Raw genomic sequence first — 26,235 nt, 5'->3', positions numbered from 1 at the left:
CCGGGGCGGGCGCTGCGGCGTTCAGGGTGCGACGTAGGTGACGGTCACCTGCTCGTAGCCGAGGGAGCGCAGCAGCCCCGCCAGCATCTTGCGGGTGTTCTCCTCGGCGCGCTCGCCGAGCCCGCTGTCGCGGGCCGCGGTGGTGATCCGCTCCTCGGCCATCCGGTAGACCTGCTGCTGCCGGTTGGGGTCGCCCTCGACCAGGTCACCGATCCGGTTGAGCAGGCCGCGCTCCTGGGCGACGACGTAGCTCTTCTCCATGTCGAGGTTGGTCTGGCCGAGCTGCGGCGCCGGCAGCTTGATCTCGGCCGTCTTTCCGTCGTCGGAGACGACGATCGCCCCCTCGGCGATCTTGCCGAAGTCGACGTACGCCTCGACGCTGCCACTGCCGACGAAGAGGGTGCGCTCGTTGAGCAGGAAGTCCGGCACGTTGCGGCGGTCGTTCTGCAGGTCGACCACCACCTGGAAGTTACCCTCGGCGGCCACGTAGCGGCTGAGGTCCTGGATCGACTTGAGCAGCGGCGGCTGGCTCCGGTCGGTCTGCTCCTGGCTGAACGGGTTGCGGAAGCTGGGCAGCAGCCCGGTGGTCTGCACCCCGAGCAGCACCACCACCGCCACCGCCGCGCCGCCCAGCACCACGAGCAGTCCGCGCACCGGGCCACGGGACGCCGCCGGCGGTGGCGCGACCGGTCGGGCACCGGGGTCGTCCCCGGGGAACTCGTTGGTGGGCTGGTCGTTACTCCTGCGCGACATGGCCCTCACCGTCCTCCTGCGACAGGCCACCACGGTCGATGACCTCCTGCCGATGACGGTACGTCCTCCGTACGACAGCCGCCCGGCGCACCGCTCACTCGGGACCGGCGAAGACGAAGACCCGGGCGTGGATCTGGTTGCGCTGTTGCAGGGCGGCGCGCAGCGCCCGGTGCAACCCGTCCTCCAGGAAGAGCCCACCGCTCCACTGCACCACGTGCGGAAACAGGTCACCGTAGAAGGTGGAGTCCTCGGCGAGGAGCTTGTCCAACGCCAGCTCCCGCTTGGTGGTGATCAGCTGGTCCAGCCTGACCGGTCGGGGCGGGATCTCCGCCCACTGCTTGAGCGTCAGGTTGTGCTCCGGGTAGGGACGCCCGTCCCGGACCGCTCTGAAGATCACGACGGCACGCACCCCTCCCCCTGACCGGACCGACCCGGAACCTGGCGATGCCAGCCTAACCGGCCCCGCCACATCACGTTTGGCTCCAGCGTCCCCGGTGGATCACTTCGGTCACCGGGCGGCGGCCCCGGCGCAGCGACGGTGACCGGTGGTCGGCCGCCCGGTAACCCACCGTCACCGCGCCGATCGGCTCGTACTCCGCCGGCACCCCGAACGCCGCCCGGTAGGAGTCGGTCCGGGCGGCCGGGATGCCGAAGAAGCAGGCACCCAGCCCCTCGTCCACGGCGGTGAGCAGCATCAGCAACGACGCGAAGCCGGTGTCGACGTACCAGTACGGCACCGGCCAGCGGGCCTCCGACCGGTCCGTCCAGCCCTTGTCCGCCTCGGCGTACCGTCGCAGGTAGGCGGCGCGGTTGGCGTGCGGCACGACGATCAGCGGGGCCCGGCGCATGCCGGCCAGCCAGCGTTCCCGCCCCCCGCCGTCCGGGGTGGTCGCCGCCCAGAACCGCTCGATGTCGGCCGCGGTGTCCAGCACCAGGAAACCCCAGCCCTGGGCGAAGCCCGCCGAGGGGGCGCGGGTGGCGTGGTCCAGCAGTCGCCGGACCACCTCGGGCGGCACCGGCCGGTCCGGGTCGTAGTTGCGTACCATCCGGCGACGCCGGATCACCTCGGCGAACTCCATGCTGGCGGCCGCGTCCGCTCAGACGCCCGGTCGGATGCCCCAGGCACCCCGCCAGGTCTCGCCGGGGGCCAGCTTGATCAGGTCCCGGCCGGACCGGAACGCGTCGGGCGGGCAGGTCATCGGCTCGATCGCCACCGAACGGCGGTGCCGCTCGCCGGTGAGGGCGTCCCCGGTGAACACCTGCCACCAGCCGAACTGCTGGTCGGCCCAGATCCGCACCCCGGTCGCGCCGTCGGGCGCGGTCAGGCTCACCGCGGAACCACCGTCGGCGTCCCGGATCACCTCTCCGAAGGTCATGTCCAGTTGGGCCGCACCGATCCGCCGCGGCGCGGTGTAGTCCTGCTCGGTGCCGGCCACCGCGGTGGCGCCCACCGGCAGCAGCCGGCTGTCCACCACCAACCGGTTGCGCGCCGGCACCCGCATGACCAGATCGTCCACGGCCACCCCGGGCAACTGCAGGTACGGGTGGACCGAGAAGCCGAACGGTGCCGCCTCGGTGGACAGGTTGGTCGTCTCGTGCTCGGCGCGCAGCCCCTCCGGGCCGAGACTCCACCGGCCACGGACCCGCAACGCCCACGGGTACGCCGGGTGCGGCGGCAGGTCGTACTCGACGGTGACCGAGTCGTCGGACTGCTCCACCAGCCGCCACCGCGCCCAGTTGACCAGCCCGTGCAGCGCCACCCCGCGCTCCGGCTCGGTGAGCGGCAGCAGGTACGTCTCACCGTCGACGGTGTACCGGCCGTCCCGGATGCGGTTCGGCCACGGGGCGAGCACCTGCCCCGCCCCGCCGGGGCTGATCTCGTCCGCGGCGTACCCGTCGAGGTAGTCGACCCCCTCGTGCCGGTAACTCCGCAACCCACCGCCCACCTCGACGATGACGGCCTCCTGGCCCGCGGCGGCGATGGTCCACTGGGCGCCCGACGGCGGGCGCGGCTCGACGTTCTGCATGCCGGCGACCTTAACGGGTGGCTGCCGCTGCGCGCTGGACACGTCACCCACCGTCCCGCTTGCCGGATGGCCGTGGTTCGCCGACCGTGCCGGGCCGGTAGCGCCACAGGGCCGGGAAGGTCAGCGCGAGCAGTGCGGTCAGCACGACCGCGCCGAGCCCACCGGCGATCCAGGCCAACCCCGCGCCGCCGGCCCCGGCCATCGCGCCGGCCCGCAGGTCGCCCAGGCGCGGCCCGCCCGCGACCACCACCAGGTTCACCCCCTGCAGTCGGCCACGCATCTCGTCGGGGGCGTGGACCAGCAGCATCGACTGCCGCAGTACCGCGCTCACCAGGTCGGCCATCCCGGCCAGGGCGAGCAGCAGCACCATCAGCCAGAGCTGCCGGGCCAACCCGGCCAGGGCGATCACCGCCCCCCAGGCCAGCACGGCGAGCACCAGGGCCCGGCCCTGCCGCTGCATCCGGCCGATCCAGCCGGAGGTGAGCCCGGCGAACATCGCCCCGATCGCCATCGCGCTGTAGAGCCAACCGACCGCCGCACCGCCGCCGAAGCGCTCCACCGCGATCTCGGGGAAGAGGGCCCGGGGCATGGCCAGGATCATCGCGATCAGGTCGATGCCGAAGGAGAGCAGCAGGACCGGCGTGGTGGTCAGGTAGCGCAGCCCGTCGAGGACTCCGGCCAGCCCGGACCGGACCGCCGCGCCGGCGGTGGTGGTCGCCGGTGGCATGGCCGGCAGCCGCAGGGTCGCGACGATCAGGCCGAGGAAGAGCACGACGTCCAGCCCGTACGCGATCGGCAGGCCGGCCCCGGTGCCCCAGGCGGCGAAGATCACGCCGGCGGCGAGCGGCCCGACCACGGAGGCGGCGGTGAAGGTGGTGAAGTTCAACGTCATCGCCGCCGGGAGCAGCTCCGGCGGCAGGATCCGGGGCATCACCGCGCTGCGCGCCGGCGAGCTGATCGCGAAGGCGACCGAGTGCAGGGTGACCAGCGTCAGCAGCAGCACCGGGCTGCCCACGTCGAGCAGCGCCTGGCCCAGCAGCCCCAGCATCGAGAGCCAGAGCAGCACCGAGCCGGTCAACAGGACCTGCCGTCGGTCCCGGGCGTCGGCGACCGCGCCGGCCCAGAGCCCGAAGACCAGCAACGGTACGAACGACGCCACGCCCAGCAGGCCGACCCAGAGCGAGTCGCGGGTCAGCGCGTACATCTCCACCGGTACGGCGACCGCGGTGACCTGGAAGCCGAACATGGCCACCGTGTTGCCGAGCCAGAGTCGCCGGTACGCCGGCACCCGCAGCGGACTCAGGTCGATGGCGAGCCGCCGGGCCAGTCCCCGGCGCGCGACGCGCGGCGCCCGGGGCGAGGTGGCAGTGGTCACGGGGCGAGCCGTTCGATGATCCACTCTTCGGGGCCCCCGGCCCCCTCCGGCCCGGCGTCGTCCGGCCCGGCGTCGTCCGGCCCGGCGTCGTCCGCTCCGGTCCGCCGGTAGCGGAGCCGGTCGTGCAGTCGGCTCGGCCGGCCCTGCCAGAACTCCACCGTGTCCGGGCAGACCAGCAGCCCGCCCCAGTGTGGCGGGGCGGGGATCGGCTCGACGTCGGCGAAGCGCTCGGCCGCCGCCCGGTAGCGCTCGTCCAGCACCGATCGGTCGGTGATCACCTGGGACTGGGTGCTGGCCCAGGCGCCCAGCTGCGCCCCGCGCGGCCGGCTGGCGAAGTACGCCTCGGTCGCCGACCGGGCCAGCCGGCGCACCCGGCCGACGACCACCACCTGCCGGTGCATGGCGAACCAGGGGAAGACCAGACTGGCGTACGGGTTGCCGGCCAGCTCGGTGCCCTTGCGCGAGTCGTGGTTGGTGAAGAACACGAACCCGGTCGGGTCGTACCCCTTGAGCAGCACGGTACGGCCGCTCGGTCGACCGGCGGCGTCGGCCGTGCCGAGCACCATGGCGTTCGGCTCGGGCAGACCGGCCGTCACCGCGTCGTGGAACCAGTGATCGAACTGGGTGGCCCAGTCGGCCGCCAGATCCGCCGGGGAAAACGCTTTCTCCTCGGCGTACTCGTTCCGCATCGCGGCCGGCACCACTGTGTCGCCTGTCACTTTCCCCTCCTCCTGCCCGGTCGGATCCGCCCCCTGCCGCGCTGTTCAGCGGCTACCGACCGGTATTTCCCGGGTGTCATCGACGGACACCGCCATGAATGTCGTACGTAGCACAGCCGCGATGGGTCGCAAACCGGGTTACCCAGCAGGCAAGATGTCACGAACACATCCCTGAGGGTCGCCTGAGGCGCTCGTCCGGCCGGGCCGGGCCCCCGCGCCCAGCCGGGCGCACGGACCAGAGTCAGGAGAGCGACATGGCCGACTTCAAACCTGGGCTGGAGGGCGTCGTAGCCTTCGAGACCGAGATCGCCGAGCCCGACCGGGAGGGCGGGGCGCTGCGCTACCGCGGGGTCGACATCGAGGATCTCATCGGTCAGGTCTCCTTCGGCAACGTCTGGGCCCTGCTGGTCGACGGCCGGTTCGGCCCCGGCCTGCCACCGGCCGAGCCCTTCCCGGTGCCGGTGCACTCCGGCGACATCCGGGTCGACGTGCAGTCCGCGGTGGCGATGCTCGCACCGTACTGGGGGCTCGACCAGTTCCTCGACATCTCCGACGCCCAGGCCCGCGAGGACCTGGCCCGGGTCTCGGTCACCGCGCTCTCCTTCGTCGCCCAGTCCGCGCGTGGCCTGGGCCTGCCGGCGGTGCCGCAGAAGGAGATCGACAAGGCCTCCACCGTCGTCGAGCGGTTCATGAAGCGCTGGCGTGGTGAGCCGGACCCCCGGCACGTCAAGGCCGTCGACGCGTACTTCATCTCGGCCGCCGAGCACGGCCTGAACGCCTCCACCTTCACCGCCCGGATCGTCGCCTCCACCGGCGCGGACGCCGCGGCCTGCATCTCGTCGGGCATCGGCGCACTCTCCGGCCCGCTGCACGGCGGCGCGCCCTCGCGGGTGCTCTCCATGCTGGAGGCGGTCGAACGCAGCGGCGACGCCGAGGGGTACGTCAAGGGCGTGCTGGACCGGGGCGAACGGCTGATGGGCTTCGGCCACCGGGTCTACCGGGCCGAGGACCCGCGCGCCCGGGTGCTGCGCCGCACCGCCAAGGAGCTGGGCGCGCCGCGCTTCGAGATCGCCGAGGCGCTGGAGAAGGCCGCGCTCGCCGAGTTGCAGGCCCGCCGTCCGGACCGGGTGCTCGCCACCAACGTCGAGTTCTGGTCGGCCGTGGTCCTCGACTTCGCCGAGGTGCCCGCGCACATGTTCACCTCGATGTTCACCTGCGCCCGGATGGGTGGCTGGAGCGCGCACATCCTGGAACAGAAGAAGCTCGGCCGGTTGGTCCGGCCGGCCGCCCGCTACGTCGGGCCGGCCACCCGCAAGCCCTCACAGGTCGAGGGCTGGAGCGCGGTACCGCACGACGTGTGAGCCAGCCCGCAGCACGCCGCCGGGGCGCTGTGGTGCAGGCCTCAGGGTGTGTTGGAGACCTCAGCACCCGGGTCGGGTCAAGCCTGCTGGCGACCCGCCCCGGGTGCGAGGATGAAGGCCGGCAGTGCCCCATGCGGAAGGACTTTCAGGACCGTGGCTGACGCACCGACCATCCGGATTCCCGACGAGATCAAGCCCGCCGACGGCCGGTTCGGCTGCGGGCCGTCCAAGATCCGTCCGGCGGCCGTGTCCGCTCTCGCCGACGCGGCGACGGGCTTCCTGGGCACCTCGCACCGGCAGAAGACCGTCCGCGACCAGGTCGCCCGGTTGCGCCGGGGCATCGCCGAGTTCTACTCCCTCCCCGAGGGGTACGAGGTGGTGATCGGCAACGGCGGCACCACCGCGTTCTGGGAGGTCGCCACCTTCGGCCTGATCCGGGACCGGGCCCAGTTCGCCAGCTTCGGCGAGTTCGGCGCGAAGTTCGCCAAGTCGGTGAGCCAGGCGCCGTTCCTCGGCGAGCCGACCGTCCGCAAGTCCCAGCCGGGCAGCGCCCCCGCGTTGCAGGCCGAGGCCGGCGTGGACGCCTACGCTCTGCCGCAGAACGAGACCTCGACCGGCGTCGCGGTGCCGATCAACCGGGTGGTCGGGGCCGACGAGGGCTCGCTGCTGCTGGTCGACGCCACCTCCGCCGCCGGTGGCCTGGCGGTCGACGTCGCCGAGACCGACGTCTACTACTTCGCCCCGCAGAAGTGCTTCGCCTCCGACGGCGGGCTCTGGCTGGCCCTGATGTCGCCGGCCGCGTTGGCGCGGGCCACCGAGATCAAGGCGTCCGGCCGCTACATCCCGGCCTTCCTCGACCTGGTCACCGCGATCGACAACTCGCGGCTGGAGCAGACGTACAACACCCCGGCGCTGGCCACCATCTTCCTCGCCGCCGAGCAGACCGACTGGATGAACTCCCAGGGCGGCCTGGCCTGGGCGGCCAAGCGCACCGCCGAGAGCGCCGGCATCGTGTACGGCTGGGCCGAGCGCTCCGCGGTGGCCACCCCGTTCGTCACCGACCCGGCGCTGCGCTCCAACGTGGTCGCCACCATCGACTTCGCCGACGGGGTGGACGCCACGGCGATCGCCAAGGCGCTGCGGGCCAACGGGATCGTCGACACCGAGCCGTACCGGAAGCTGGGTCGCAACCAGCTGCGGATCGCGCTCTACCCGGCCGTCGAGCCGGCCGACGTGGAGGCGCTGACCGCCAGCATCGACTACGTCGTCGAGCGGCTCTGACCGGTTCCGTCGAGGGGTCGTCGCCGGACTTCGGCGGCGACCCCGACTGACTGATCAGGCTGGTCATCCGCAACATGCGGGCGTGGCATCCCCCATCGGTGGGCCGAGGGGCGTACGGTGGTCGTCAAGACGCCCGGGTGGCCGACTCGCGGCGTGCGGCCAGCGGAGTGGGACGGAGGCAACGTCATGCGCCCAGTACGCTTCGTCGCCCTCTCCGAGGACGGCCAGGCAATGGTGCTCGCCGACGAGGTCGGTCGACTGCTCGCCCTGCCCATCGACGAACGCATCGCCACCGCGCTGCACGCGGAGCCGGGCACCCCCGCGCTCTCCGTGGCCGCGAGCAACGTCGACCCGGTGCCGTCGCTCTCCCCCCGGGACATCCAGGCCCGCATCCGCGCCGGCGAGTCCGCCGAGGACGTCGCCCGGATCGCCGGGGTCCCGGTCGACCGCGTCCTGCGGTACGCCGGTCCGGTGCTCCAGGAGCGGGCGATGCTCGCCCAGCACGCCCGCCGCACCCGGCTCAAGGGCGCGGACAAGCCGACCCCCCTCGCCGAGGTGGTCAACGGCCGGCTGGCCCAGCACGGGATCGACACCGAGAAGATCTCCTGGGACGCCTGGCGGCGTGACGACGGCACCTGGCGGATCGTGGCCACCTGGCCCTCCGGCAAGGCCACCGCCCAGGCGGTCTGGGATCTCGACAAGACCCGGCAGAACGTCATCCCGCACGACGACATGGCGCAGTACCTGTGCGCCGAGCGTCCCATGCCGATCCTCGGCCAGGAGCCGGCACCGGAGCGGGGCGGCCACGCGCTGCCCGGCCCGTCGCGCGGCGAGCCGAGCCGGGGTGGCGGGCACGGCGTGCCGGCGGCGAGCGAGCAGAGCCGCTCCGGGCGGGATCCGATCCGGGCCGGCCGGGACGCCCTGCTCGCCTCCCTCGACCGGCCGCTCGGCTCGACCTCCGGCCGGGGCCTGGAGCCCCGTTCACCGGCCGCCCTGGCCGGTTCCGACTCGCCCCGCCAGCGGGCGGTCACCGGTGGGGCCGCCGCGCTGCTCGGTGGCGGTCAGGGTTCCGCCTTCGAGGACGACTCCGACGCGCCCAAGGAGGTGCCGGCCGTGCCGTCGTTGGCGGTGCTCCGGCCGCGTCGCACGGGCACGCCGGCCGCCGAGCCGACCGACGCCACCGGTAAGCCCCGCAAGCGGCTGCCCAGCTGGGACGACGTGCTCTTCGGCAGCGGCCCCGCCGCCCGCGAGTCCTCCTGACCCACGCCCCTCCCGCACAGGGCACGGGCACCCGAACTCGCGCCCTGCGAGCGCCCGAACTCCGCGCCCGTACTCCGCGCCCGTGCCGCGACCACCCGAACCCGCGCGCAGGATCGCGGAAACAGTGGCCTCATCCGCCCCGGACACCACCGGATCCACGATGCAGCGTCCAGGTTGAGGGTGGGTGTCAGTGGTGGCGTTGGTGGTGTTCGGGTTGGGTCGCGGGGAGGGGGAAGCCGGCTCGGTGGAGCAGGCCCTCGACGCGGACCCGTTCGATCTCCCGGTCGAAGCCGGTCAGCTCGCCGAGGTGCTCGGCGATGCCCAGGGCCCGGCAGACCGTCCGCAGCTGAGTGTCGTACGCCTCGACCACCGCGACGTTCCAGACCACCGTCCGCCCGACCGGGGCGACCCGGTTCTCGCCGAGCCGCCGCAGGTGGGCGACGGCCTGCTCGACCGGACGCCGGTCGGGACGGTCGAACTCGGTGAGGTCGATGTCCCGGGTGAGCGCGTCGGCCTCGAAGGCCCGGTCGAGCCGGGCGATCGTCCGCCGTTCGCGCCGCCGGTCACGCCACCGCGCGCACCGGCCGGCGATCCCGCCGGCGATCCCGCCGGCGTACCGGCCGGTGATCCCGCCGGCGTACCGGCCGGTGATCCCGCCGGTGGCCCGGCCGGTGATCCCGCCGGCGGCCCGGCCGGTGACTCGGCCGGTGATCCGGCCGGAGCGGCGCAGCAGGGCGACCGCCGCCAGCAGCCCCGCTGCGGCGACGAGCGTCACGGGCAGCGCTGGATCGACTCCCACGCATCGACGCTAAGGCCCGGCCGACCCGGGCCGCCACCGGTTTCCCGGTATCCGCGCCATCCGCACGATCGACACGCTCAGGTTTGACGTTGTCACTCTTCGCAGTCAGGCGGGTTCGACCGTACTCAGCAGTCCGGCGACACCACGTAGAACCGTGGGACGGGCAGCATCCGCACCCGCAGCCGGGCCCCCTCCCGGCGCAGCTGCCAGGCCAGGGCGAGCAGGGCGACGGTCAACGAGATCAGCCCACCGATCCAGATGCTGGCCCCCGCGCCGAAGGTCTCCGCGACCCAGCCGATCAGCGGTGCGCCGACCGGGTTGGTACCGAGGAAGACCAGCACCCAGAGGGCCATCACCCGGCCCCGGAAGGCGGCGTCGACGCCGAGCTGCACCCGCTGGTTGGCCGCCTGGGCGAAGTAGACCATGAAGAAACCGGTAGGCACCAGCAGCGTCACCACCAGCCAGTACGCCGGGGCCAGCCCGACCAGGGTGCCGAAGACCGCGCAGCCGACCGCGGCACCGAGCACCACCCAGACCGAGGGTCGGCTGCGCCGGCCCGTACCGGCCAACGCCCCACCCAACGCGCCGACGGCCAGCGCGGTACTGAACAGACCGAAGGTGGCGGCACCGGTCTCGAAGACGGTCTTGGCCAGGGCGGCGAGGGTGAGCTGGAAGTTGAACAACGTCATGCCGATCACCGACATCAGCGCCATCGGCAGCACCAGGTCGGCCCGGCGGGCGACGTAACGCAGGCCGTCGATCACCCTGGCCGAGTCCCGGTCGGCGATCGGTGGGAGGTCCTTGCGGTACAGCTCCTCCGGTCGCATCCGGACCACGTTGGCCAGCGGGGCGATCGAGCTGATCGCGGTGACCAGGAAGACCGGACCGACGTCGACGGCGGCGATCGCCAGACCGGCGACGGCGGGGCCGATGATCCGGGCCGAGTTGAACACCGCCGCGTTGAGCGACAACGCGTTCGGCAGCAGCGAGGTGCCGACCAGCTCGGAGACGAAGGACTGCCGGACCGGGGTCTCCACGGCGTTGGCCACGCCCAGCAGGGCGGCGAAGACGAAGACGTGCCAGAGCTGGACCAGTCCGGTGATCACCAGTACGGCCATCGCCAGGGCCAGCACGCTCCAGAACGCGTTGGCCACGAAGAGCAGCATCCGCTTGTCGTACCGGTCGGCGAGCCGCCCGCTGAGCAGCGTGAGCAGCAGCACCGGGGTGAACTGGAGGGCCACCACCACGCCGAGCGCGGTGGCCGAGTTGTCCGTGAGTTCGAGCACGAGCCAGTCCTGGGCGACGAACATCATCCAGACGCCGATCAGTTTGATCAGCTGCCCGGACGCGAAGAGCCGGTAGTTACGGACGTTCAGGGACTGGAACATCGTGCTCAACGTGGCTTGCACGCTTGGTGCGCCTCCTCGCCGTGGTACGCGTCATCGACAGCGGACGGCGCGGCGCGGTTGGCGCGGACCCAGATCGGTCGTCGACCAGATCGGTCGCGGGCCGTTCAGTCGCGGGCCAAGGCTTGGAGGATCTCGGCGGCACGCCGCAGCGTGTCGCGTTCCTCCTCGTCGAGCTCGGTCAGCCGGCGGGCCAGCCACTCGTCGCGGGCCCGCTCGAACTGGTCGAGCACCCGCTGGCCGCCCTCGGTGGCCGCCAGGATCACCTGGCGACCGTCGGTCGGATGGGGGGTACGCCGGACCAGCCCGCGCCCCTCCAACTTCGCGACGATCCTGGTCATGGTCGGCGGTTGCACCCGCTCGATGTCGGCCAGTTCCCGGGGCGTCAGCGCACCCGCCAGCCGGAGACTGGTGAGCGCGCTGAGCTGGGTCGCCGTCAGGTCGCCAACCGGCCGGGCCTGGCGGACCCGTCGGTTCAACCTGGTGATCGCATCACGCAACTGGCCAGCCAGCTGCGCCGGTGGCACGCGTCTCGCCGTCACCGTCCGCTCCGTCACGATAGTTAGCATAACTAATGAGCATGGCTAACGAGGTGCGATATGACCATGCTCACCGGCGGTTACAGCAGGGCCGACTCGATCGGCCCGCGCAGGAAGTACAGCACGAAGACCAGGGCCACCCCGTACAGCAGCGGGTGCACCTCACGCGCCTTGCCCTTGGCCAGCTTGACCACCACGTACGTGATCAGACCGGCCCCGATACCGTTGGAGATCGAGTAAGTGAACGGCATCAGCACGATGGTGAGGAACGCCGGCACGGCGATCTCGTAGTCCGACCAGTCGATGGTGCGTACCGCGGTCATCATCAGGAACCCGACCACCACCAGGGCGGTCGAGGCCGCCTCGAACGGCACGATCAGCACCAGCGGGGCGAAGAACATCGCCAGCAGGAACAGCGCGCCGGTGACCAGGTTCGCCGCCCCGGTACGGGCCCCCTCGGCCACCCCGGCCGCGCTCTCCACGTACGCCGTGTTGCTGGAGACGCTCGCCGCGCCACCGGCCATCGCGCCGATCGAGTCGACCAGCAGGATCTCCTTGGCCCGGGGCGGGGTGCCCTGCTCGTCGAGCATGCTCCCCTCCTGCCCCACCGCCACCATCGTGCCCATGGTGTCGAAGAAGTCGGTGATCAGCAGGGTGAAGACGAACATCAGCACGACCAGCCAGCCGGCCCGGCCCCACGAGTCCAACACGTTGAAGTTGCCGAGCAGGGAGAGGTCCGGCACGTCCACGATCGTGCTCGGCAACTCCGGGACGCTCAGCGACCAGCCCTTCGGGTTGGCCACCCCGTCGACCACGGACGGGCCGACGTTGAACAGCGCCTGGATGACGATCGCCAACCCGGTCGAGACCAGGATGCCGATCAGGATCGCCCCGCGCACCCGACGTACCACCAGTACCAGGGTCAGCAGCAGCCCCACCACGAAGACCAGCATCGGCCAGCTCACCAGCTTGCCGCCGATGCCCAACCCGACCGGCACGGTGGTGTTCGCCGCGTCCGGGATCCGCCTGACGAAACCGGCGTCGACCAGACCGATGATGGTCAGGAACAGCCCGATGCCGACCCCGATAGCGGTCTTCATCTGGGTGGGCACCGAGCGGAACACCGCGGTCCGCAGGCCGGTCAGCACCAACACCCCGATGATCACACCCTCGATCACCACCAGGCCCATCGCGTCCGCCCAGGTCATCTCCGGGGCGATCTCGTACGCGACAAGCGCGTTGACACCGAGCCCGGCAGCGACCGCCAGCGGGAACCGGCCCACCACGCCCATCAGGATGGTCATCAACCCGGCCAGCAGGGCGGTGGCCGCCGCCAACGCCGGGATGGCCAGGCTCTGCCCGTCCCCGTCCAGCGCGGCGCCGAGGATCAACGGGTTGAGCACCACGATGTACGCCATCGTGAAGAAGGTGGCCAGGCCACCCCGTACCTCCCGGCTCAGCGTGGAGCCCCGGGCCGAGATCTCGAAGTACCGGTCGAAGCCGTTACGTGGTCGAGCGGGCTCGGGTGGCGTGCCGTTCTCGGGCGGCGCTACTGCCATCGGGACCTCACAGGGATCATCGACTGGTCGCCGGCATCGTCGCAGATCAACGACGGGCTGGGAAGCAGGATCGCGTACCCTCGGGGTCATGGCCCCGCAGCCGATGCCCCGCCCCGAGCCGCTCGACCCGCCGATGGTGCCGTTCGTGCTCGCCGGGATGGCCGCCTGGGCACTGGCCGGGGTGGTGCTGCTCGTCCGGTCGGACTGGCTCACCGCCAACGGTCACCAGCACTGGCTCTGGACCTGCCTGGCCGGTTTTCTGTGGGGCCTTCCCGGTCTGGCGGTGATGATGCGGCACGACGCGAAACGCCGCCGTCGCCGCGCGGCCGCCGGACTGTCCTGACCTCGTGGCCCGGTCAGCGCAACGCGGCCGATCCGACGGTCCTAGATCGGCGACTCGGCCGACTCGGTAGTCCTAGCTCGCCGACTCGGCCGACTCGGTAGTCCTAGCTCGCCGACTCGGCCGACTCGGCAGTCCTAGCTCGCCGACTCGGCCGACTCGGCAGTCCTAGCTCGCCGACTCCGCCGGGTCGGTCGACTCCACCGGCTCGACTGACTCCGCCGCCGGGGACGTGGGGCTCGCCGACTCGGCCGCCGCGAGGTCGACGTCGCCCGACCCGGCCGGCCCCGGCGCGGGGTTGACCGTCATCGCCTCGACGGCGCTGTCGTCGTAGACCGTGGGCAGCTCGTCGACGGGCGTCTCCGCCGTGTCGACCAGGGCCTCCGAGTGCGCGCCGCATCCGTGGTCGGCGCTGACCACCCGACCGTCGTCCGGGGCGTAGAAGTTGCCGCAGGCCCCGAAGGACTGCCGTAGCGCACCGGCCAACGGCAGGTAGAAACCACAGCTGCCACAGCGGGCGGCGGCGGGGGCGGAGATCGCGATCGGCGCGCTGGGGCCGTGCTCGCCGTCGTACCACCGTTGGGCCGTCTCGGCCCGGCCCTCCCGGGACAGCACCCGGGGCCGACCGAGACCCAGCTCCCAGGCGGTCTCCTCGACCGCCGGGTCGTCGGAGAGGACGTACCCGGGGGCGAGCCGGTCGTCGTCGTGCGGAGTGAACAGCAGGTCACCCGGGCCCAGGTCACCCGGCTTGAGCCGCTCCTGCCAGGGCAGCCAGCCAGGGGCCAGCAGCGCGTCCGGGCCGGGCAGCAGCACCGTCTCGCAGACGGTCACCTGCCGGCTGCGGGGCACCCGGGTGACGGTGACCGCCCACCGCCAGCCCCGGTAACCGGCCAACCGACACTCGAAGTAGTGCGTGACGAGCCGGTCCGCCTCGGCGAGAACCTGAAGGTGCTCGCCGACGTCGTCGGCACCCACCTCGGTGATGCCGGCGCGGGCCACCTCGACGGCGGCGGCACAGACCTGGTCGAGGCGGGCGGCGCGGGTGGAGGCGGGCCTGGTCACCCGACCATTGTTCCCCATGCCCGCCGACCGGCGACAGGGGCTCCCCGCCAACCTTCTGCCACAGTGGTGGGCACGGGCGCAGCAGATGGGTGAGGATGGTGCACATGCCGTTGTTCTCCCGCTCCGGGCGGTCCGCACTCGGGCGGACCGTCGGCACCGGCATCCGGGCCACCCGGCTGCTGTTCCGCGGCTCGGCCCGCAGCGGACGCTGGGTCACCCGGCAGGCCGGGCAGGCCCGGACCCGGGGCGCCGGTGGCGAGACCGGCATGGTCCGGCTCTTCGACCTGCACGCCGTCTCCTGTGCCGGGGACACCCTGATCGCGATCGGCCTGGCCGGGACGATCTTCTTCAACGTTCCGCTTGGTGAGGCGCGCAGCAAGGTAGCGCTCTACCTGCTGGTGACGATGGTGCCGTTCGCCATGCTGGCACCGGTGGTCGGTCCACTGCTCGACCACTTCCGGCACGGCCGGCGGTACGCGCTGGCCGTCACCATGCTGGGCCGGGCCTTCCTGGCCTGGTTGATCTCCGACTACATCCACGCTTTCGGGCTCTACCCGGCCGCGTTCGGTGTCCTGGCGCTCTCCCGGGCGTACGGGGTGGCCCGCTCGGCGGCGGTACCCCGGTTACTCCCGGACGGCCTCGGCCTGTCCCAGGCCGGCGCCCGGGCCAGTGTCTACGGCACGATCGCCGGCGCACTGGTCGCACCGATCGGCTTGGCCGCCTTCTGGTTCGGCCCGCAGTGGCCGCTGCGGGTCGCCTCGGTGATCTTCCTGATCGGCATGGTGGTCGCGCTACGGCTGCCACCGAAGGCCGACTCCGAGCCACCGGAGCGGGTCCCCCGTCCACTACGGGCGCTGTGGCGCCGCGACGGCGACCGACCGTTGGGCCGGGGCCGACCGGCCGGCCGCCTGGTCATCGCCACCCTGACCGGCGCCGCCACCCTCCGCGCGGTCTACGGTTTCCTGCTGCTCTTCCTGGCGTTCGCCCTCAAGAAGGGCGACCTGGACACCACCTTCTTCGGCCGGGACCTGGGCCCGGAGCTGGCGCTCGGGGTGGTCGGCGGCGCGCTGGCCGTCGGCACCTTCCTGGCCACCGCGATCGGCACCCGACTGCGTATCCACCGGCCCGCCGCCCTGCAGTCCAGCGGCCTGGTCATCGTGGCCGGCGTGGCGATCCTGGCCACCCTGAAGTTCTCGCTGGCCATGGTCACCCTGCTCTGCGTGGTGGCCGCCCTCTTCAGCGGCATCGCCAAACTCGCCGTGGACGCCTCGATCCAGGAGCGGATTCCGGAACGGCTGCGCGCCAGTTCCTTCGCCCACTCCGAAACCGCGCTGATGCTCGCCTTCGTGGCCGGCGGCGCGCTGGGACTCGTCCCCTTCACCGGCCGGACCGGCATCGCCGTCGCCGCCGCCGTCGCCGTGCTGGCCGCCGCCCGGGGGGTACTGGTGGCCGGTCGACTGCGCGCCGAACGCCTGGTCGGACGCCCGCTGGCCGACGACGAACTGTCGACCACTTCGCCGCCCGCCGACGAGCCGGGCCACCACCCCAGCCCGGACCGACCCGGCACCGACGGGCCGGGCCCGGCCGGAAAGCCCATCGACACCGGCGACACCGGTGGTGCCGACGATCCCACCCCCACGTCACCGGCACCCGCCGGCCCACGCCCGGCACCGGCCGACGCGACCCGGACCGCACCACCGGGCTACCACATCTACCGCCCCTCCTCCACCGTCGGCGGTGCCGCGGGCAAGGACGACAGCGGTCGCCGTGAGTCACCCGGCTCACTGCCGTGACCGACCCGACCGGAGACCCGATGCCGACCGCAACCGACACCACCGGCCGCACGAAGCCGGGTGGGACCGGCACCACCGGCCGCACGAAGCCGGGCGGGACCGGGCCGGGAGGCCGTCGGTGACTGGGCTGTTGGTGGTGACCGCGGTGCCCGCCGAGGCGGAGGCGGTCCGGCAGGGACTCGCCGATCCGACGACGGTGACCGTGGTACCCGTCGGAGTCGGCCCCGCCGTGGCCGGTGCCGCCACCGCCCGGCTGCTCGCGCTCGCCGAGGCTGCCGGCCGGCCGTACCAGGGGGTGGTAAGCGCGGGCGTCGCCGGCGGCTTCCCCGGTCGGGTGCCGGTCGGCGGGACCGTGCTGGGTGACCACAGCGTCGCCGCCGACCTGGGTGCCGAGTCCCCCGAGGGGTTCCTCCCCGTCGAGGAGTTGGGCATGCCGGCGGAACTACTAGGTGCGCCGAGCGTGCTCGCCGCCGACCCGACCCTGCTGACCCGGCTACGCCAACGGCTGCCCGGGGCGACCGTCGGGCCGGTGTTGACGGTAAGCACGGTGACCGGCACCGTCACCAGCACCGCCGCCCTGGTCGCCCGGCACCCCACCGCCGTGGCCGAGGCCATGGAGGGGTACGCCGTCGCGGTCGCCGCCGACCAGGCCCGGCTCCCCTTCGTCGAGCTGCGCACCATCTCCAACCCGATCGGCCCCCGTGACCGGGCTGCCTGGCAGCTCGGTACCGCGCTGACCGCCCTGACCGCTGCGGCGGCGGCGCTGGGCCCGACCGGTGATCAAGCAGCTACGCCGCCGGGCTGCTGACTGCGAACGGCACCCCCACCAACACGAAGCAGCGCCACCCAAACCAGCCACCCCAAACCCCGCAAATCCCCCAATCACGCCCCCCGCCATCGCCCAAAGCCGGGCTCCGAGGTAGATCTTGGACACTTACCGTCGAAATAGAACGGTAAGTGTCCAAGATCTACACCCGGATCGCATACGCGAGCCGGGCGGCGGAGCAGGGCGAGGGGCACGGGGAGCAGGGCAGCGCGGGGAGCAGGGCAGCGCGGGGAGCAGGGCAGCGCGGGGAGCAGGGCAGCGCGGGGAGCAGGGCAGCGCGGGGAGCAGGGCAGCGCGGGGAGCAGGGCAGCGCGGGGAGCAGGGCGAGGGGCACGGGAGCAGGGCGGCGCGGGGAGGGGAGCTAGGCGGGTTACCGTGGGGGCGTGGCGCTCTCCCTGGCGATCTCGCCCTGTCCCAACGACACGTTCGTCTTCGACGCCCTGGTGCACGGGCGGGTGCCGGGAGCACCACCGGTCGAGGTGACCTTCGCCGACGTGGACGTGACCAACACCGCCGCCGAGCGGGGGGCCTACGACCTGGTCAAGGTGAGTTACGCGGCGCTGCCCTGGCTCCTCGACGACTACCACCTACTGCCCTGTGGTGGTGCCCTCGGGCGTGGCTGCGGCCCGCTGGTGCTCACCCGGCAGGACCACCCGACCCCGACGGGCAGGACCGGGGGCAGCACCCCGACGGGCAGGACCGGGGGCAGCACCCCGGCGGGCGACCTGACCGGGGCCACCGTGGCGGTCCCGGGGGACCGGACCACGGCGTACCTGTTGTTCCGGCTCTGGTCGGCGCAGCGGCCACCGGCGCGGATCGAGGTGGTCCCGTTCCACGAGATCATGCCGGGGGTGGCGGCCGGGCGGTACGACGCCGGTCTGGTGATCCACGAGGCGCGGTTCACCTATCACCGGCACGGGCTGACCGCCCTGGTGGACCTGGGCGAGTGGTGGGAGGCCGACACCGGCCTGCCGATCCCGCTCGGCGCGATCCTGGCCCGCCGGGGCGTGGTCGACCCGCAGGCCGCCGCCGGGTGGATCCGGGAGTCCGTCCGGCAGGCCTGGGCCGACCCGGCGGTGAGCCGACCGTACGTGCTGGCACACGCCCAGGAGATGGAGCCCGACGTGGTGGACCGGCACATCGACCTGTACGTCAACGAGTTCACCGCGAACCTGGGGGACGCGGGGCTGGCCGCCGTACGGGCGCTGTTGGGTCGGGCCACCGAGGCCGGGCTGGTCCCTCAGACCTCCAGCTCGTTGGCGACCGCGTGGACCAGTTGAGCGATCTTCTGCGCGGTCCTGCGGTCGGGGAAACGCCCCCGCCGCAGGTCCGGCTGGACCTTCGCCTCCAGCACCTTGATCATGTCCTCGACCAGGCCGTGCAGCTCCTCGGCCGGGCGTCGCCGCAGCTCCGCCATTGACGGCGGGGCGTCGAGCAGCTTCACCCCCATCGCCTGGGCGCCACGGCGGCTGTCCACCACACTGAAGTCGACCCGCTGACCACCCTTGAGGTCGGTGACACCCGCCGGTAGCGCGCCCTTCGGCAGGAACACGTCGCCACCCTCGTCACTGGTGACGAACCCGTATCCCTTGGCCGCGTCGTACCACTTCACTCGACCCGTCGGCACCTTCAGACCCCTGCTTCGCTCGAGACGACTACTCCGTCAAGGCTAGCCGGATCATGGCGTCGAGTGCCGCCGGGAATCCGGTGAGATCGTCGAGCACCTGCGCGGCCCCCGCGTCGCGTAGCTCCTGCGCCGTGCAGGGGCCGGTGGCGACCGCGATCCCGGGCACCCCGGCCGTGTCGGCGGCCACCATGTCGGCGGTGTGGTCGCCGACGTAGTGGGTCGCACCGTGTTCGCGCAGCGCAGTGGCCTTCTGCTCGGCGAAGAGGTCGCCGGCCAGCTCGTCGACGGCCAGGCCGAGGTGGTCCAGGTGCAGCCGGGCCAGCGGGCCCATCTTGGCGGTGACCACCATCACCCGGCCGCCCCGGGCGTGCACCGCCTCGATCGCCGCCTCCGCGCCGGGCATCGGCACGGTGGGCGTGATCGCGTACGCCGGGTACAGCTCCCGGTAGACCAGCACCGCCGCCTCCACCTGGTCGGCCGGGAACCAGCGGGCGAGTTCGGTACGCAACGGGGGTCCCAGTCGGGACACCACCGCGTCGGTGTCGACGTACACGCCGGTACGGGCGCTCAGCGCGCGGAACGTGGCGGCGATGCCGGGACGCGAGTCGACCAGGGTCATGTCGAGGTCGAAGCCGACCGTCAGAAGGGGCATCCCGCGACGGTACCCGGGACGCCGCACCCCAGCCGGACGTCCGAGGGGCGCGAGGGCCACCCCGCGGGCTAGCGTGGAACGACGATGACCACCTCACTCGCGGACCACCTGCGGTCGCTTCCCGACGACGCCCTCGCCGCGCTGCTCCAGTTGCGGCCGGACCTGGTCGTACCGGTGCCGGCCGACTTCGGCGCGCTCGCCACCCGGGCCAACTCCCGGGTCTCGGTGGCCCGCGCCCTGGACGGGCTGGACCAGTTCACCCTCCTGATTCTCGACGCCGCCCGGCTGACCCGGCATCCCGAGGAGGGCACCACCTCCGTCGAGGCGGTGCTCGCCATGGCCACCGCCGGCGCGCACCCGCCCGCGCCGACCAGTGTCCGTTCGGCGGTGCAGCGGCTGCGCGCCCGGTTCCTGCTGTACGGCCCGGAGAGCGACCTGCGGGTCGTCGAGTCCGTCGACGAGCTGGCCCCGTACCCGGCGGGGTTGGGTCGACCGGCGGCGGAGCTGGCCCCGGCGACGGCGGCGCTCTGCGCGGACCCGGCGAAGCTACGGCGCACGCTGCTGGCCGCGCCGCCCTCGGCCCGGGCGATCCTGGACCGGCTGGCCGCCGGACCGCCGGTGGGCAGCGTCCCGCCGGGGGCGTTGCAGGCACCGGCGGCGGGGGCCGAGCAGAGCCTGCCGCCGGATCCGACCAACGGCGGCACCCCGACCGGTTCGCCGGTGCGGTGGCTGGTCGACAACCGGCTGCTGGCCGTGGTGGCCGGCGGTCGGGCCGGCACCCCGGGCACCGTGGAGCTGCCCCGGGAGGTCGGGCTGCTGTTGCGCCGGGACACCGGCCCGCTCGGCGCGTTGCGTTCCGCGCCGCCGCCGGTGGCCGCCGCGCCGCGCGAGCCGAAGGCCGCCGACTCCGCCGGGGCCGGGCAGACCATGGAGCTGGTACGCCAGACCGAGGCGCTGGTGGAGCAGCTGATCGCCGAGCCGGCGCCGATGCTGCGTTCGGGCGGTATCGGGGTACGTGACCTGCGTCGGCTGGCCCGTACGGTCGGGGTGGACGAGTCGGCGACGGCGTTGCTGCTGGAGGTGGCGCACGCGGCCGGACTGATCGGCGAGCTGGACCTGCCCGGTGCCACCGGCGGCCGGTACGGCGCCGACCAGCAGGTGCTGGCCACCGCCGGGTACGAGGTGTGGCGGGCCGGTTCGCTGGCCCAGCGGTGGGAGCAGCTGGCCCGCGCCTGGCTGACCATGTCCCGGCAGGCCGGGCTGGTCGGGCAGCGCGACGACCGGGACCGCCCGATCCCGGTGCTCTCCGCCGAGGCGGAACGGGCCGGTGCGCCGGCCGCCCGGCGGGCGGTGCTCGGGGTGCTGGCCGATCTGGTGCCGGCCACCGCACCCACCGCCGAGGAGGTGTTGGCGCTGCTGGAGTGGCGGGCGCCGCGCCGCAGCCGGGGCCGGGAGGCCGCCCACCGGCAGGTGCTCACCGAGGCGGCCACGCTGGGCGTGACCGGGCTGGGGGCGCTCACCTCGTACGGGCGGCTGCTGTTGGACGACGTCACCGCCGCCGACGAGCGGGACACCGATCCGTTGGGGCTGCTCACCGAGGCCGATCCGGGCCAGGCGTCGACAGTCGTGCGGGCGTTGGACGCGCTGCTGCCGGCACCTGTCGACCATTTCCTGGTGCAGGCCGACCTGAGCGTGGTGGTGCCCGGTCCACCCGATCCGGCGCTGGCCGCCGAGTTGGAGGTGGTGGCCGAGCACGAGTCCGCCGGTGGGGCCAGCGTGCACCGGGTCAGCCCGGCGAGTGTCCGGCGGGCGTTGGACTCCGGGTACTCCGCCGACGACCTGCACGGCCTCTTCGCCGCCCGGTCGCGTACCCCGGTGCCGCAGGGGTTGACGTACCTGATCGACGACGTGGCCCGCAAGCACGGTGGCCTGCGGGCCGGCTCGGCCGGCGGGTACCTGCGCAGCGACGACGAGTCGTTGCTGGCCGAGGTGCTGGTGGACCGGCGGTTGGAGGCGTTGGCGTTGCGCCGGTTGGCCCCGACGGTGCTGGTCACGCCGTACCAGATCAACCGGCTGTTGACCGCGTTGCGTGACGCCGGGTACGCCCCGGTGCCGGAGGACGCGGCCGGGGCGATCGTGTTGTCCCGGCCGAAGGCCCGGCGGGCCCCGACCCGGGTGCCGGCGGCGAGCCGGGCGGTCGATCCGCTGGCCACGCCGAGGCTGGCGATGCCACGCCTGCTGGGGGTGGTGGAGCAGATCCGGCGGGGCGAGGCGGCGTCGCGGGCGGCCCGCCGGGCACCGGTGTCGGTGCGCGGCGGCACCCCCACCGAGCGGACCGGCCCGGTGCCGGTGACCGGCCACGCCGACGCCATCGCCGTGTTGCAGCAGGCGGTACGGGAGAAGGCGCTGGTCTGGGTGGGCTACGTCGACGCGCACGGGGCGACCGCGTCGCGGCTGCTGCGGCCGGTGTCGATAGGCGCTGGTTACCTGCGGGCCGAGGACGAGCGCACCGAGATGCTGCACACCTTCGCCCTGCACCGGATCACCGCGGCGGTCCGGGAGAAGTAACCGGTCAGCGGCGACTGCGCCGGACGCTGCCGATGATCGTCACGGCCAGCAGCAGGGCGAACCCGGCACCGGCCGCCTCACCCACCGAGGCGACGAAGCCCTGCTGGAGCACCAGCCACCCGAAGAGAAACCACCCGAACAGCACGATCGCGGCGAACGCGTACGCCATCACGGTGGCCGTGGACACCTCCTCGACCGGTGTCCGTTCCTCCCCGGAGATCGCCTCACGGTCGACGGTCATCGCCTCAGCCTCCCCGTTCGTCCGGCACCGGCCCTACCAGGGTGGCACCGGTACGGGCGAAGTGACAGGTCCGGACGGTATTTCGGCGTGTAACACTGGTAGGTCGGCCCGGGGCAGGTCAGCCACGGTCGGCCGGCGACGTCACAGCGCAGAGAGGACACCCGGGTGAGCGGTGGACCACTGATCGTGCAGTCCGACAAGACCCTGCTGTTGGAGATCGACCATCCCGACGCGCAGGCCTGCCGGATGGCGATCGCGCCCTTCGCCGAGCTGGAACGCTCTCCGGAGCACGTGCACACGTACCGGTTGACCCCGTTGGGGCTCTGGAACGCCCGCGCCGCCGGCCACGACGCCGAGGGCGTGGTCGACTCGCTGATCAAGTACTCCCGCTACCCGGTGCCGCACGGGCTGCTGGTCGACGTGGCCGAGACCATGGACCGGTACGGCCGGCTGCAGCTGGCCAACGACCCGGCGCACGGCCTGGTCCTGCGCGGCCTGGACCGGATGGTGCTGATCGAGGTCGCCAAGAGCAAGAAGCTCGCCGGGATGCTCGGCAACAAGCTCGACGACGACACCATCGCGGTGCACCCCTCCGAGCGGGGCCGGCTCAAGCAGGCGCTACTCAAGCTGGGTTGGCCGGCGGAGGACCTGGCCGGGTACGTCGACGGTGAGGCGCACCCGATCGAGCTGGCCGAGGCGGGCGGGGACGGGTCGAAGCCGTGGACGCTGCGGTCGTACCAGCGGGAGGCGGTGGAGGCGTTCTGGGCCGGCGGCTCCGGTGTGGTGGTGCTGCCCTGCGGCGCGGGCAAGACCCTGGTCGGGGCGGCGGCGATGGCCGAGGCGAAGGCGACCACCCTGATCCTGGTGACCAACACGGTGGCCGGCCGGCAGTGGAAGCGGGAGCTGATCGCCCGCACCTCGCTGACCGAGGAGGAGATCGGCGAGTACTCCGGCGAGCGCAAGGAGATCCGGCCGGTCACCATCGCCACGTACCAGGTGCTCACCGCGCGGCGCGGTGGCGCCTTCACCCACCTGGACCTGTTCGGGGCCCGGGACTGGGGGCTGGTCGTCTACGACGAGGTGCACCTGCTGCCCGCGCCGATCTTCCGGTTCACCGCCGACCTGCAGGCCCGTCGCCGGCTCGGCCTGACCGCGACCCTGGTCCGGGAGGACGGCCGGGAGGGCGACGTGTTCAGCCTGATCGGCCCGAAGCGGTACGACGCGCCGTGGAAGGACATCGAGCAGCAGGGCTGGATCGCCCCGGCCGAGTGCACCGAGGTACGGGTCACCCTCACCGACGCCGAGCGGATGTCGTACGCGACGGCCGAGGCCGAGGAGCGGTACCGGATGGCGGCCACCGCGCGCACCAAGCTGCCGGTGGTCCGGGCCCTGGTGCGGCGGCACGCCGACGACCAGGTGCTGGTGATCGGCGGGTACATCGACCAGTTGCACCAGCTCGGCGAGTACCTCGACGCGCCGATCATCCAGGGGTCGACCACCAACAAGGAGCGGGAGCGGCTCTTCGACGCGTTCCGCTCGGGTGAGGTCCGTACCCTGGTCATCTCGAAGGTGGGCAACTTCTCCATCGACCTGCCGGAGGCGGCGGTGGCGATCCAGGTCTCCGGCACCTTCGGCTCCCGGCAGGAGGAGGCCCAACGCCTCGGCCGGGTGCTGCGCCCCAAGGCCGACCGCCGGCAGGCGCACTTCTACACAGTGGTCTCCCGGGACACCATCGACACCGAGTACGCCGCCCACCGGCAACGCTTCCTCGCCGAGCAGGGGTACGCCTACACCATCGTCGACGCCGACGACGTCCTCGGCCCGCCCCTACCCTCGGTCGACTGAGTTACGCGGGTCAGCACGAAAAGCGACGACAGGCGATACGGCGACCAGCGAAAAGTCGGTTCGACGGCGAACCGGTGGCCCTCCTGGGCCGTAGTGCGACGTGGCCGGGCAGCACCGGCCACGCCCAGACACCAGGAGGTCGACGATGAGTGATGCCGGGTACGACGAGTACATGGACTTCCTGGCAGACCAGGCCGCAGTGGCCCAGGCCCGCGTCGACAGCCTGCCACCGTCAAGGGGACAGCAGGCGCTGATCAGTCTCGACAACGCCGTCCGCGCCCGCACCGACCTCGACCCCAATGTGCGGAACATGCTCACGAACGCCCTGGCCTACACGGGCCAGGCCTACGGATACGAGGACAACCGACTGGGCCTCGACCAGGTCCTGTCGACGCTGCAACGGCACAACCTGACCGGGGACCCCCTCTACCAGCAGGCGACGGGGGTCCGGCAGCGGCTCGTCGCGGAGCACGACGCGCGCACGAACTGGGACCCGGCCGACTACCGGGGCCCGGCGCTGACCAGCGAGGCGGCCGGCTGGGGAAGCCCGGCGGGGACGTCGCCGTTCTGGTCCACCCACCTCGATCCGACCTTCCCCCCGCCCCAGGCTCCCCGGCCCTGGGCCGGACCGCCCCTTCCGCTCCCCCCGCTGCCCCCGGGTGCGCAACCGCTGAGCGACGAGGAGTTGGCCTCGGTCCGGGCGAGCATGTCCGTCGCCGAGGCGGCGGCCGGGCGGAGCCGGCGCGGAGCCACCGGCGGTGCCGCGCCGACCAGCAGCGCCACCCGCGAGCACCACGGCCGCGAGCACCACCGCCGCTCCGGCAACCAGTCGCATCGACCGTAGCGGGTCCGCTGACCGTGAGGAGGAGGCGACATGTACGACTACCCCGGCCGTGGGCCCGCTTCCCTCGGCGGTGCCCAACAGGCCGCGAAGGAGCGAAGCGAGCGGGACTTCACTGAGCTCACCGAGGCGCTTCGCGATCTGCGCAGGCTGACCGACCGAAGCCACTGGTCGCGTGTCGCGCCTGTCCTCGACGAGGCAAATGCGTGGCGCGAGGCGAATAGCGACAGCCTGGAGAGCGTCCGGTCAGTCAACCTGACCCTGGCCAAGCTGGCAAAGCGGCACCTGATCGAGTCCGGCCTGGACAAGACAGACTACGCGTACCTGCTCACCAATGAGGTGATCGGCAAGTACCAGGACGCCGCCGTGGTGGATTTCAGGTCGACCGGTCACACCTGGTCGGCTCCCGAGGTCACCCTGCCGAGGGTGCGGTACGGCTCGGAGACCGCCGTGACCAGCAGTGCCGCCGCCCTGCAGTCCCCGCCGCCGGCCAGACAGCCACCACGGAACCCTCTCCCCGAGGGCACCAGGAAACTCGCCTACGACACGATGACCAGCCTCTGGCAGACTCTGCACGAGCGGGTCTCCCCCATCTCGAACGAGACCCTGAGCCAGGTGGACGGCCTCCTCGGGCAGCGGGCGTCCTGGCGACCGGAGCCGGACCCGAACGACGTGCGGCAGAACCTGTCCGCGGTCCGCGGCGTGCTGGCGGCCCTCCGCAGACCGGACGGCCGCGTCGACGGGTCGAACTGGGGACTCTACACAGCCGCCTCGCAGGCCAAGGAGACCTTCAAGGCGATTGCCGCGGCCTTTCCCGCCTCACGGACCGGCCCCACGGATCCCCCGCGTCCGGCCGTTCGACGGGCGACGCACCCGGTGGCGGGGAACGCATCGGAGAGTTCCCTGCCCGCACCGGCCAGGGCAGCCACCCTGCCGCACTCGATGTCCAATCCGGCACCATCCTTTCAGGACAGCAGGCGGTCACTGGAACGGGCCTTTCTGAACGAGCGCCCCCATCTCGCACCGGAGCTCACCGGGAAACTCAACTACCAGATCGCGAGGATGGCGAACATTGGCCCCGATCAGCAGGCGGCAGCCGCCGCCACCGTCGTGGGGATGATGGTGGAGGCAGGTCATGTCAGCGGCCCGCTGTACCGGGCGGCGACGGACCTGCAACGACTACACGGGCAGGGTGGAGCGTCCCCGACGCGCCCGTCCGCCCCGCTGTGGCAGCAGATGCCCGAGTCTTGGCGACATCAGACCGCGCAGTCCGCGCCCTCCGGGTACTCACCGCCGGCAGGCGGATCGAGCCAGGCCCAGGGCCGTCCCGGGGCGGGTCAGCGGCGGTGACCCGCCTGCCG

Annotated in this window: 25 protein-coding genes; 11 read left to right on the top strand and 14 right to left on the bottom strand. The window is 72.8% G+C overall.

Annotation, left to right across the window (positions count from 1 at the left end; translation table 11 throughout):
- Positions 1–21 precede the first annotated feature (21 nt).
- The 6 genes from ACN28G_RS28660 to pdxH form a co-directional block, all read right to left on the bottom strand.
- On the bottom strand, positions 22–753 hold the full coding sequence (locus tag ACN28G_RS28660; RefSeq protein ID WP_091433757.1) for a DUF4230 domain-containing protein: 732 nt from the start codon (positions 751–753) through the stop codon (positions 22–24).
- 94 nt (positions 754–847) lie between these two features.
- Positions 848–1,150: a type II toxin-antitoxin system VapB family antitoxin gene (locus ACN28G_RS28655; protein ID WP_091445823.1), complete on the bottom strand. Its 303-nt coding sequence runs from the start codon at positions 1,148–1,150 to the stop codon at positions 848–850.
- 73 nt (positions 1,151–1,223) lie between these two features.
- Complete coding sequence (locus ACN28G_RS28650; RefSeq protein WP_091433754.1) at positions 1,224–1,832, bottom strand: nitroreductase family protein; 609 nt, start codon at positions 1,830–1,832, stop codon at positions 1,224–1,226.
- Positions 1,833–1,850: 18 nt separating this feature from the next.
- Positions 1,851–2,780: an aldose 1-epimerase family protein gene (locus ACN28G_RS28645; protein ID WP_421480760.1), complete on the bottom strand. Its 930-nt coding sequence runs from the start codon at positions 2,778–2,780 to the stop codon at positions 1,851–1,853.
- A gap of 43 nt (positions 2,781–2,823) precedes the next feature.
- Entirely contained in the window at positions 2,824–4,107 is a 1,284-nt protein-coding gene (locus ACN28G_RS28640; RefSeq protein WP_421480996.1) for an MFS transporter, read from the bottom strand.
- A gap of 44 nt (positions 4,108–4,151) precedes the next feature.
- Positions 4,152–4,844, bottom strand: a complete 693-nt coding sequence (gene pdxH, locus ACN28G_RS28635; RefSeq protein WP_421480995.1) for a pyridoxamine 5'-phosphate oxidase — start codon at positions 4,842–4,844, stop codon at positions 4,152–4,154.
- A 284-nt stretch (positions 4,845–5,128) separates the two neighbouring features.
- Here pdxH and ACN28G_RS28630 point away from each other — a divergent pair, with 284 nt between their 5' ends.
- The 3 genes from ACN28G_RS28630 (at position 5,129) to sepH (ending at position 8,776) form a co-directional block, all read left to right on the top strand.
- Positions 5,129–6,235, top strand: coding sequence for a citrate synthase 2 (locus ACN28G_RS28630; RefSeq protein WP_091433751.1), 1,107 nt, complete (start codon positions 5,129–5,131; stop codon positions 6,233–6,235).
- Positions 6,236–6,388: 153 nt separating this feature from the next.
- On the top strand, positions 6,389–7,516 hold the full coding sequence (gene serC, locus ACN28G_RS28625) for a phosphoserine transaminase (protein WP_421480759.1): 1,128 nt from the start codon (positions 6,389–6,391) through the stop codon (positions 7,514–7,516).
- A gap of 186 nt (positions 7,517–7,702) precedes the next feature.
- On the top strand, positions 7,703–8,776 hold the full coding sequence (sepH, locus tag ACN28G_RS28620) for a septation protein SepH (protein WP_091433745.1): 1,074 nt from the start codon (positions 7,703–7,705) through the stop codon (positions 8,774–8,776).
- A 187-nt stretch (positions 8,777–8,963) separates the two neighbouring features.
- On the opposite strand, the gene ACN28G_RS28615 is transcribed toward sepH, so the two are convergent.
- The 4 genes from ACN28G_RS28615 to ACN28G_RS28600 all read right to left on the bottom strand — a co-directional run bounded on the left by ACN28G_RS28615 (position 8,964) and on the right by ACN28G_RS28600 (position 13,079).
- On the bottom strand, positions 8,964–9,428 hold the full coding sequence (locus ACN28G_RS28615) for a hypothetical protein (protein ID WP_421480994.1): 465 nt from the start codon (positions 9,426–9,428) through the stop codon (positions 8,964–8,966).
- 272 nt (positions 9,429–9,700) lie between these two features.
- Entirely contained in the window at positions 9,701–10,984 is a 1,284-nt protein-coding gene (locus ACN28G_RS28610; protein WP_091433742.1) for an MFS transporter, read from the bottom strand.
- A 104-nt stretch (positions 10,985–11,088) separates the two neighbouring features.
- Positions 11,089–11,538: a MarR family winged helix-turn-helix transcriptional regulator gene (locus tag ACN28G_RS28605; RefSeq protein WP_175440417.1), complete on the bottom strand. Its 450-nt coding sequence runs from the start codon at positions 11,536–11,538 to the stop codon at positions 11,089–11,091.
- A gap of 62 nt (positions 11,539–11,600) precedes the next feature.
- Positions 11,601–13,079, bottom strand: coding sequence for an NCS2 family permease (locus tag ACN28G_RS28600; protein WP_421480758.1), 1,479 nt, complete (start codon positions 13,077–13,079; stop codon positions 11,601–11,603).
- Between the two features lie 88 nt (positions 13,080–13,167).
- Between ACN28G_RS28600 and ACN28G_RS28595 the strand changes: the two genes are divergently transcribed.
- Positions 13,168–13,422: a DUF2530 domain-containing protein gene (locus ACN28G_RS28595; RefSeq protein ID WP_091433735.1), complete on the top strand. Its 255-nt coding sequence runs from the start codon at positions 13,168–13,170 to the stop codon at positions 13,420–13,422.
- A 165-nt stretch (positions 13,423–13,587) separates the two neighbouring features.
- Here ACN28G_RS28595 and ACN28G_RS28590 read toward each other — a convergent pair whose 3' ends face one another.
- Positions 13,588–14,499: a DUF3027 domain-containing protein gene (locus tag ACN28G_RS28590; RefSeq protein WP_421480757.1), complete on the bottom strand. Its 912-nt coding sequence runs from the start codon at positions 14,497–14,499 to the stop codon at positions 13,588–13,590.
- A gap of 86 nt (positions 14,500–14,585) precedes the next feature.
- Between ACN28G_RS28590 and ACN28G_RS28585 the strand changes: the two genes are divergently transcribed.
- The 3 genes from ACN28G_RS28585 to ACN28G_RS28575 all read left to right on the top strand — a co-directional run bounded on the left by ACN28G_RS28585 (position 14,586) and on the right by ACN28G_RS28575 (position 18,380).
- The gene (locus tag ACN28G_RS28585; protein WP_421480756.1) at positions 14,586–16,274 is read left to right on the top strand and encodes an MFS transporter; all 1,689 of its coding nucleotides are present in this window, start codon (positions 14,586–14,588) and stop codon (positions 16,272–16,274) included.
- Between the two features lie 118 nt (positions 16,275–16,392).
- Complete coding sequence (locus ACN28G_RS28580; protein ID WP_091433721.1) at positions 16,393–17,082, top strand: futalosine hydrolase; 690 nt, start codon at positions 16,393–16,395, stop codon at positions 17,080–17,082.
- 401 nt (positions 17,083–17,483) lie between these two features.
- On the top strand, positions 17,484–18,380 hold the full coding sequence (locus ACN28G_RS28575; protein WP_421480755.1) for a 1,4-dihydroxy-6-naphthoate synthase: 897 nt from the start codon (positions 17,484–17,486) through the stop codon (positions 18,378–18,380).
- On the opposite strand, the gene ACN28G_RS28570 is transcribed toward ACN28G_RS28575, so the two are convergent.
- Positions 18,341–18,727: a cold-shock protein gene (locus ACN28G_RS28570; RefSeq protein WP_091433714.1), complete on the bottom strand. Its 387-nt coding sequence runs from the start codon at positions 18,725–18,727 to the stop codon at positions 18,341–18,343. The genes ACN28G_RS28575 and ACN28G_RS28570 overlap by 40 nt on opposite strands.
- A gap of 28 nt (positions 18,728–18,755) precedes the next feature.
- Positions 18,756–19,379: an HAD family hydrolase gene (locus tag ACN28G_RS28565; protein ID WP_091433711.1), complete on the bottom strand. Its 624-nt coding sequence runs from the start codon at positions 19,377–19,379 to the stop codon at positions 18,756–18,758.
- Between the two features lie 84 nt (positions 19,380–19,463).
- Here ACN28G_RS28565 and ACN28G_RS28560 point away from each other — a divergent pair, with 84 nt between their 5' ends.
- Positions 19,464–21,947: a helicase-associated domain-containing protein gene (locus tag ACN28G_RS28560; protein ID WP_421480754.1), complete on the top strand. Its 2,484-nt coding sequence runs from the start codon at positions 19,464–19,466 to the stop codon at positions 21,945–21,947.
- A 4-nt stretch (positions 21,948–21,951) separates the two neighbouring features.
- Here the strand turns inward: ACN28G_RS28560 and ACN28G_RS28555 are convergent, their stop codons facing one another.
- Positions 21,952–22,188: a hypothetical protein gene (locus ACN28G_RS28555; RefSeq protein ID WP_091433704.1), complete on the bottom strand. Its 237-nt coding sequence runs from the start codon at positions 22,186–22,188 to the stop codon at positions 21,952–21,954.
- Positions 22,189–22,353: 165 nt separating this feature from the next.
- On the opposite strand from ACN28G_RS28555, the gene ACN28G_RS28550 reads away from it, so the two are divergent.
- From ACN28G_RS28550 to ACN28G_RS28540, 3 genes are all read left to right on the top strand, one after another.
- A complete protein-coding gene (locus ACN28G_RS28550; RefSeq protein WP_091433701.1) occupies positions 22,354–24,033 on the top strand; it encodes a DNA repair helicase XPB in 1,680 nt (559 codons plus the stop codon).
- A gap of 145 nt (positions 24,034–24,178) precedes the next feature.
- Positions 24,179–24,877: a hypothetical protein gene (locus tag ACN28G_RS28545; RefSeq protein ID WP_421480753.1), complete on the top strand. Its 699-nt coding sequence runs from the start codon at positions 24,179–24,181 to the stop codon at positions 24,875–24,877.
- A gap of 30 nt (positions 24,878–24,907) precedes the next feature.
- A complete protein-coding gene (locus ACN28G_RS28540) occupies positions 24,908–26,224 on the top strand; it encodes a hypothetical protein (protein WP_421480752.1) in 1,317 nt (438 codons plus the stop codon).
- The last annotated feature ends 11 nt before the right edge of the window (positions 26,225–26,235 follow it).

Source organism: Micromonospora sp. WMMA1923, assembly GCF_049179195.1.
GTDB lineage: Bacteria > Actinomycetota > Actinomycetes > Mycobacteriales > Micromonosporaceae > Micromonospora > Micromonospora yangpuensis.
The sequence above is the reverse complement of the archived record's forward strand: the minus strand, read 5'-3'. Positions and strand labels throughout refer to the sequence as shown.

What these genes read in the sequence shown, in the direction of transcription:
- ACN28G_RS28660 (WP_091433757.1), bottom strand. Translation starts at nt 753, where the DNA reads ATGTCGCGCAGGAGTAACGACCAGCCCACCAACGAGTTCCCCGGGGAC.
- ACN28G_RS28650 (WP_091433754.1), bottom strand. Translation starts at nt 1,832, where the DNA reads ATGGAGTTCGCCGAGGTGATCCGGCGTCGCCGGATGGTACGCAACTAC.
- ACN28G_RS28645 (WP_421480760.1), bottom strand. Translation starts at nt 2,780, where the DNA reads ATGCAGAACGTCGAGCCGCGCCCGCCGTCGGGCGCCCAGTGGACCATC.
- pdxH (WP_421480995.1), bottom strand. Translation starts at nt 4,844, where the DNA reads ATGCGGAACGAGTACGCCGAGGAGAAAGCGTTTTCCCCGGCGGATCTG.
- ACN28G_RS28630 (WP_091433751.1), top strand. Translation starts at nt 5,129, where the DNA reads ATGGCCGACTTCAAACCTGGGCTGGAGGGCGTCGTAGCCTTCGAGACC.
- sepH (WP_091433745.1), top strand. Translation starts at nt 7,703, where the DNA reads ATGCGCCCAGTACGCTTCGTCGCCCTCTCCGAGGACGGCCAGGCAATG.
- ACN28G_RS28600 (WP_421480758.1), bottom strand. Translation starts at nt 13,079, where the DNA reads ATGGCAGTAGCGCCGCCCGAGAACGGCACGCCACCCGAGCCCGCTCGA.
- ACN28G_RS28595 (WP_091433735.1), top strand. Translation starts at nt 13,168, where the DNA reads ATGGCCCCGCAGCCGATGCCCCGCCCCGAGCCGCTCGACCCGCCGATG.
- ACN28G_RS28590 (WP_421480757.1), bottom strand. Translation starts at nt 14,499, where the DNA reads ATGGGGAACAATGGTCGGGTGACCAGGCCCGCCTCCACCCGCGCCGCC.
- ACN28G_RS28585 (WP_421480756.1), top strand. Translation starts at nt 14,586, where the DNA reads ATGCCGTTGTTCTCCCGCTCCGGGCGGTCCGCACTCGGGCGGACCGTC.
- ACN28G_RS28565 (WP_091433711.1), bottom strand. Translation starts at nt 19,379, where the DNA reads ATGCCCCTTCTGACGGTCGGCTTCGACCTCGACATGACCCTGGTCGAC.
- ACN28G_RS28560 (WP_421480754.1), top strand. Translation starts at nt 19,464, where the DNA reads ATGACCACCTCACTCGCGGACCACCTGCGGTCGCTTCCCGACGACGCC.
- ACN28G_RS28555 (WP_091433704.1), bottom strand. Translation starts at nt 22,188, where the DNA reads ATGACCGTCGACCGTGAGGCGATCTCCGGGGAGGAACGGACACCGGTC.
- ACN28G_RS28545 (WP_421480753.1), top strand. Translation starts at nt 24,179, where the DNA reads ATGAGTGATGCCGGGTACGACGAGTACATGGACTTCCTGGCAGACCAG.
- ACN28G_RS28540 (WP_421480752.1), top strand. Translation starts at nt 24,908, where the DNA reads ATGTACGACTACCCCGGCCGTGGGCCCGCTTCCCTCGGCGGTGCCCAA.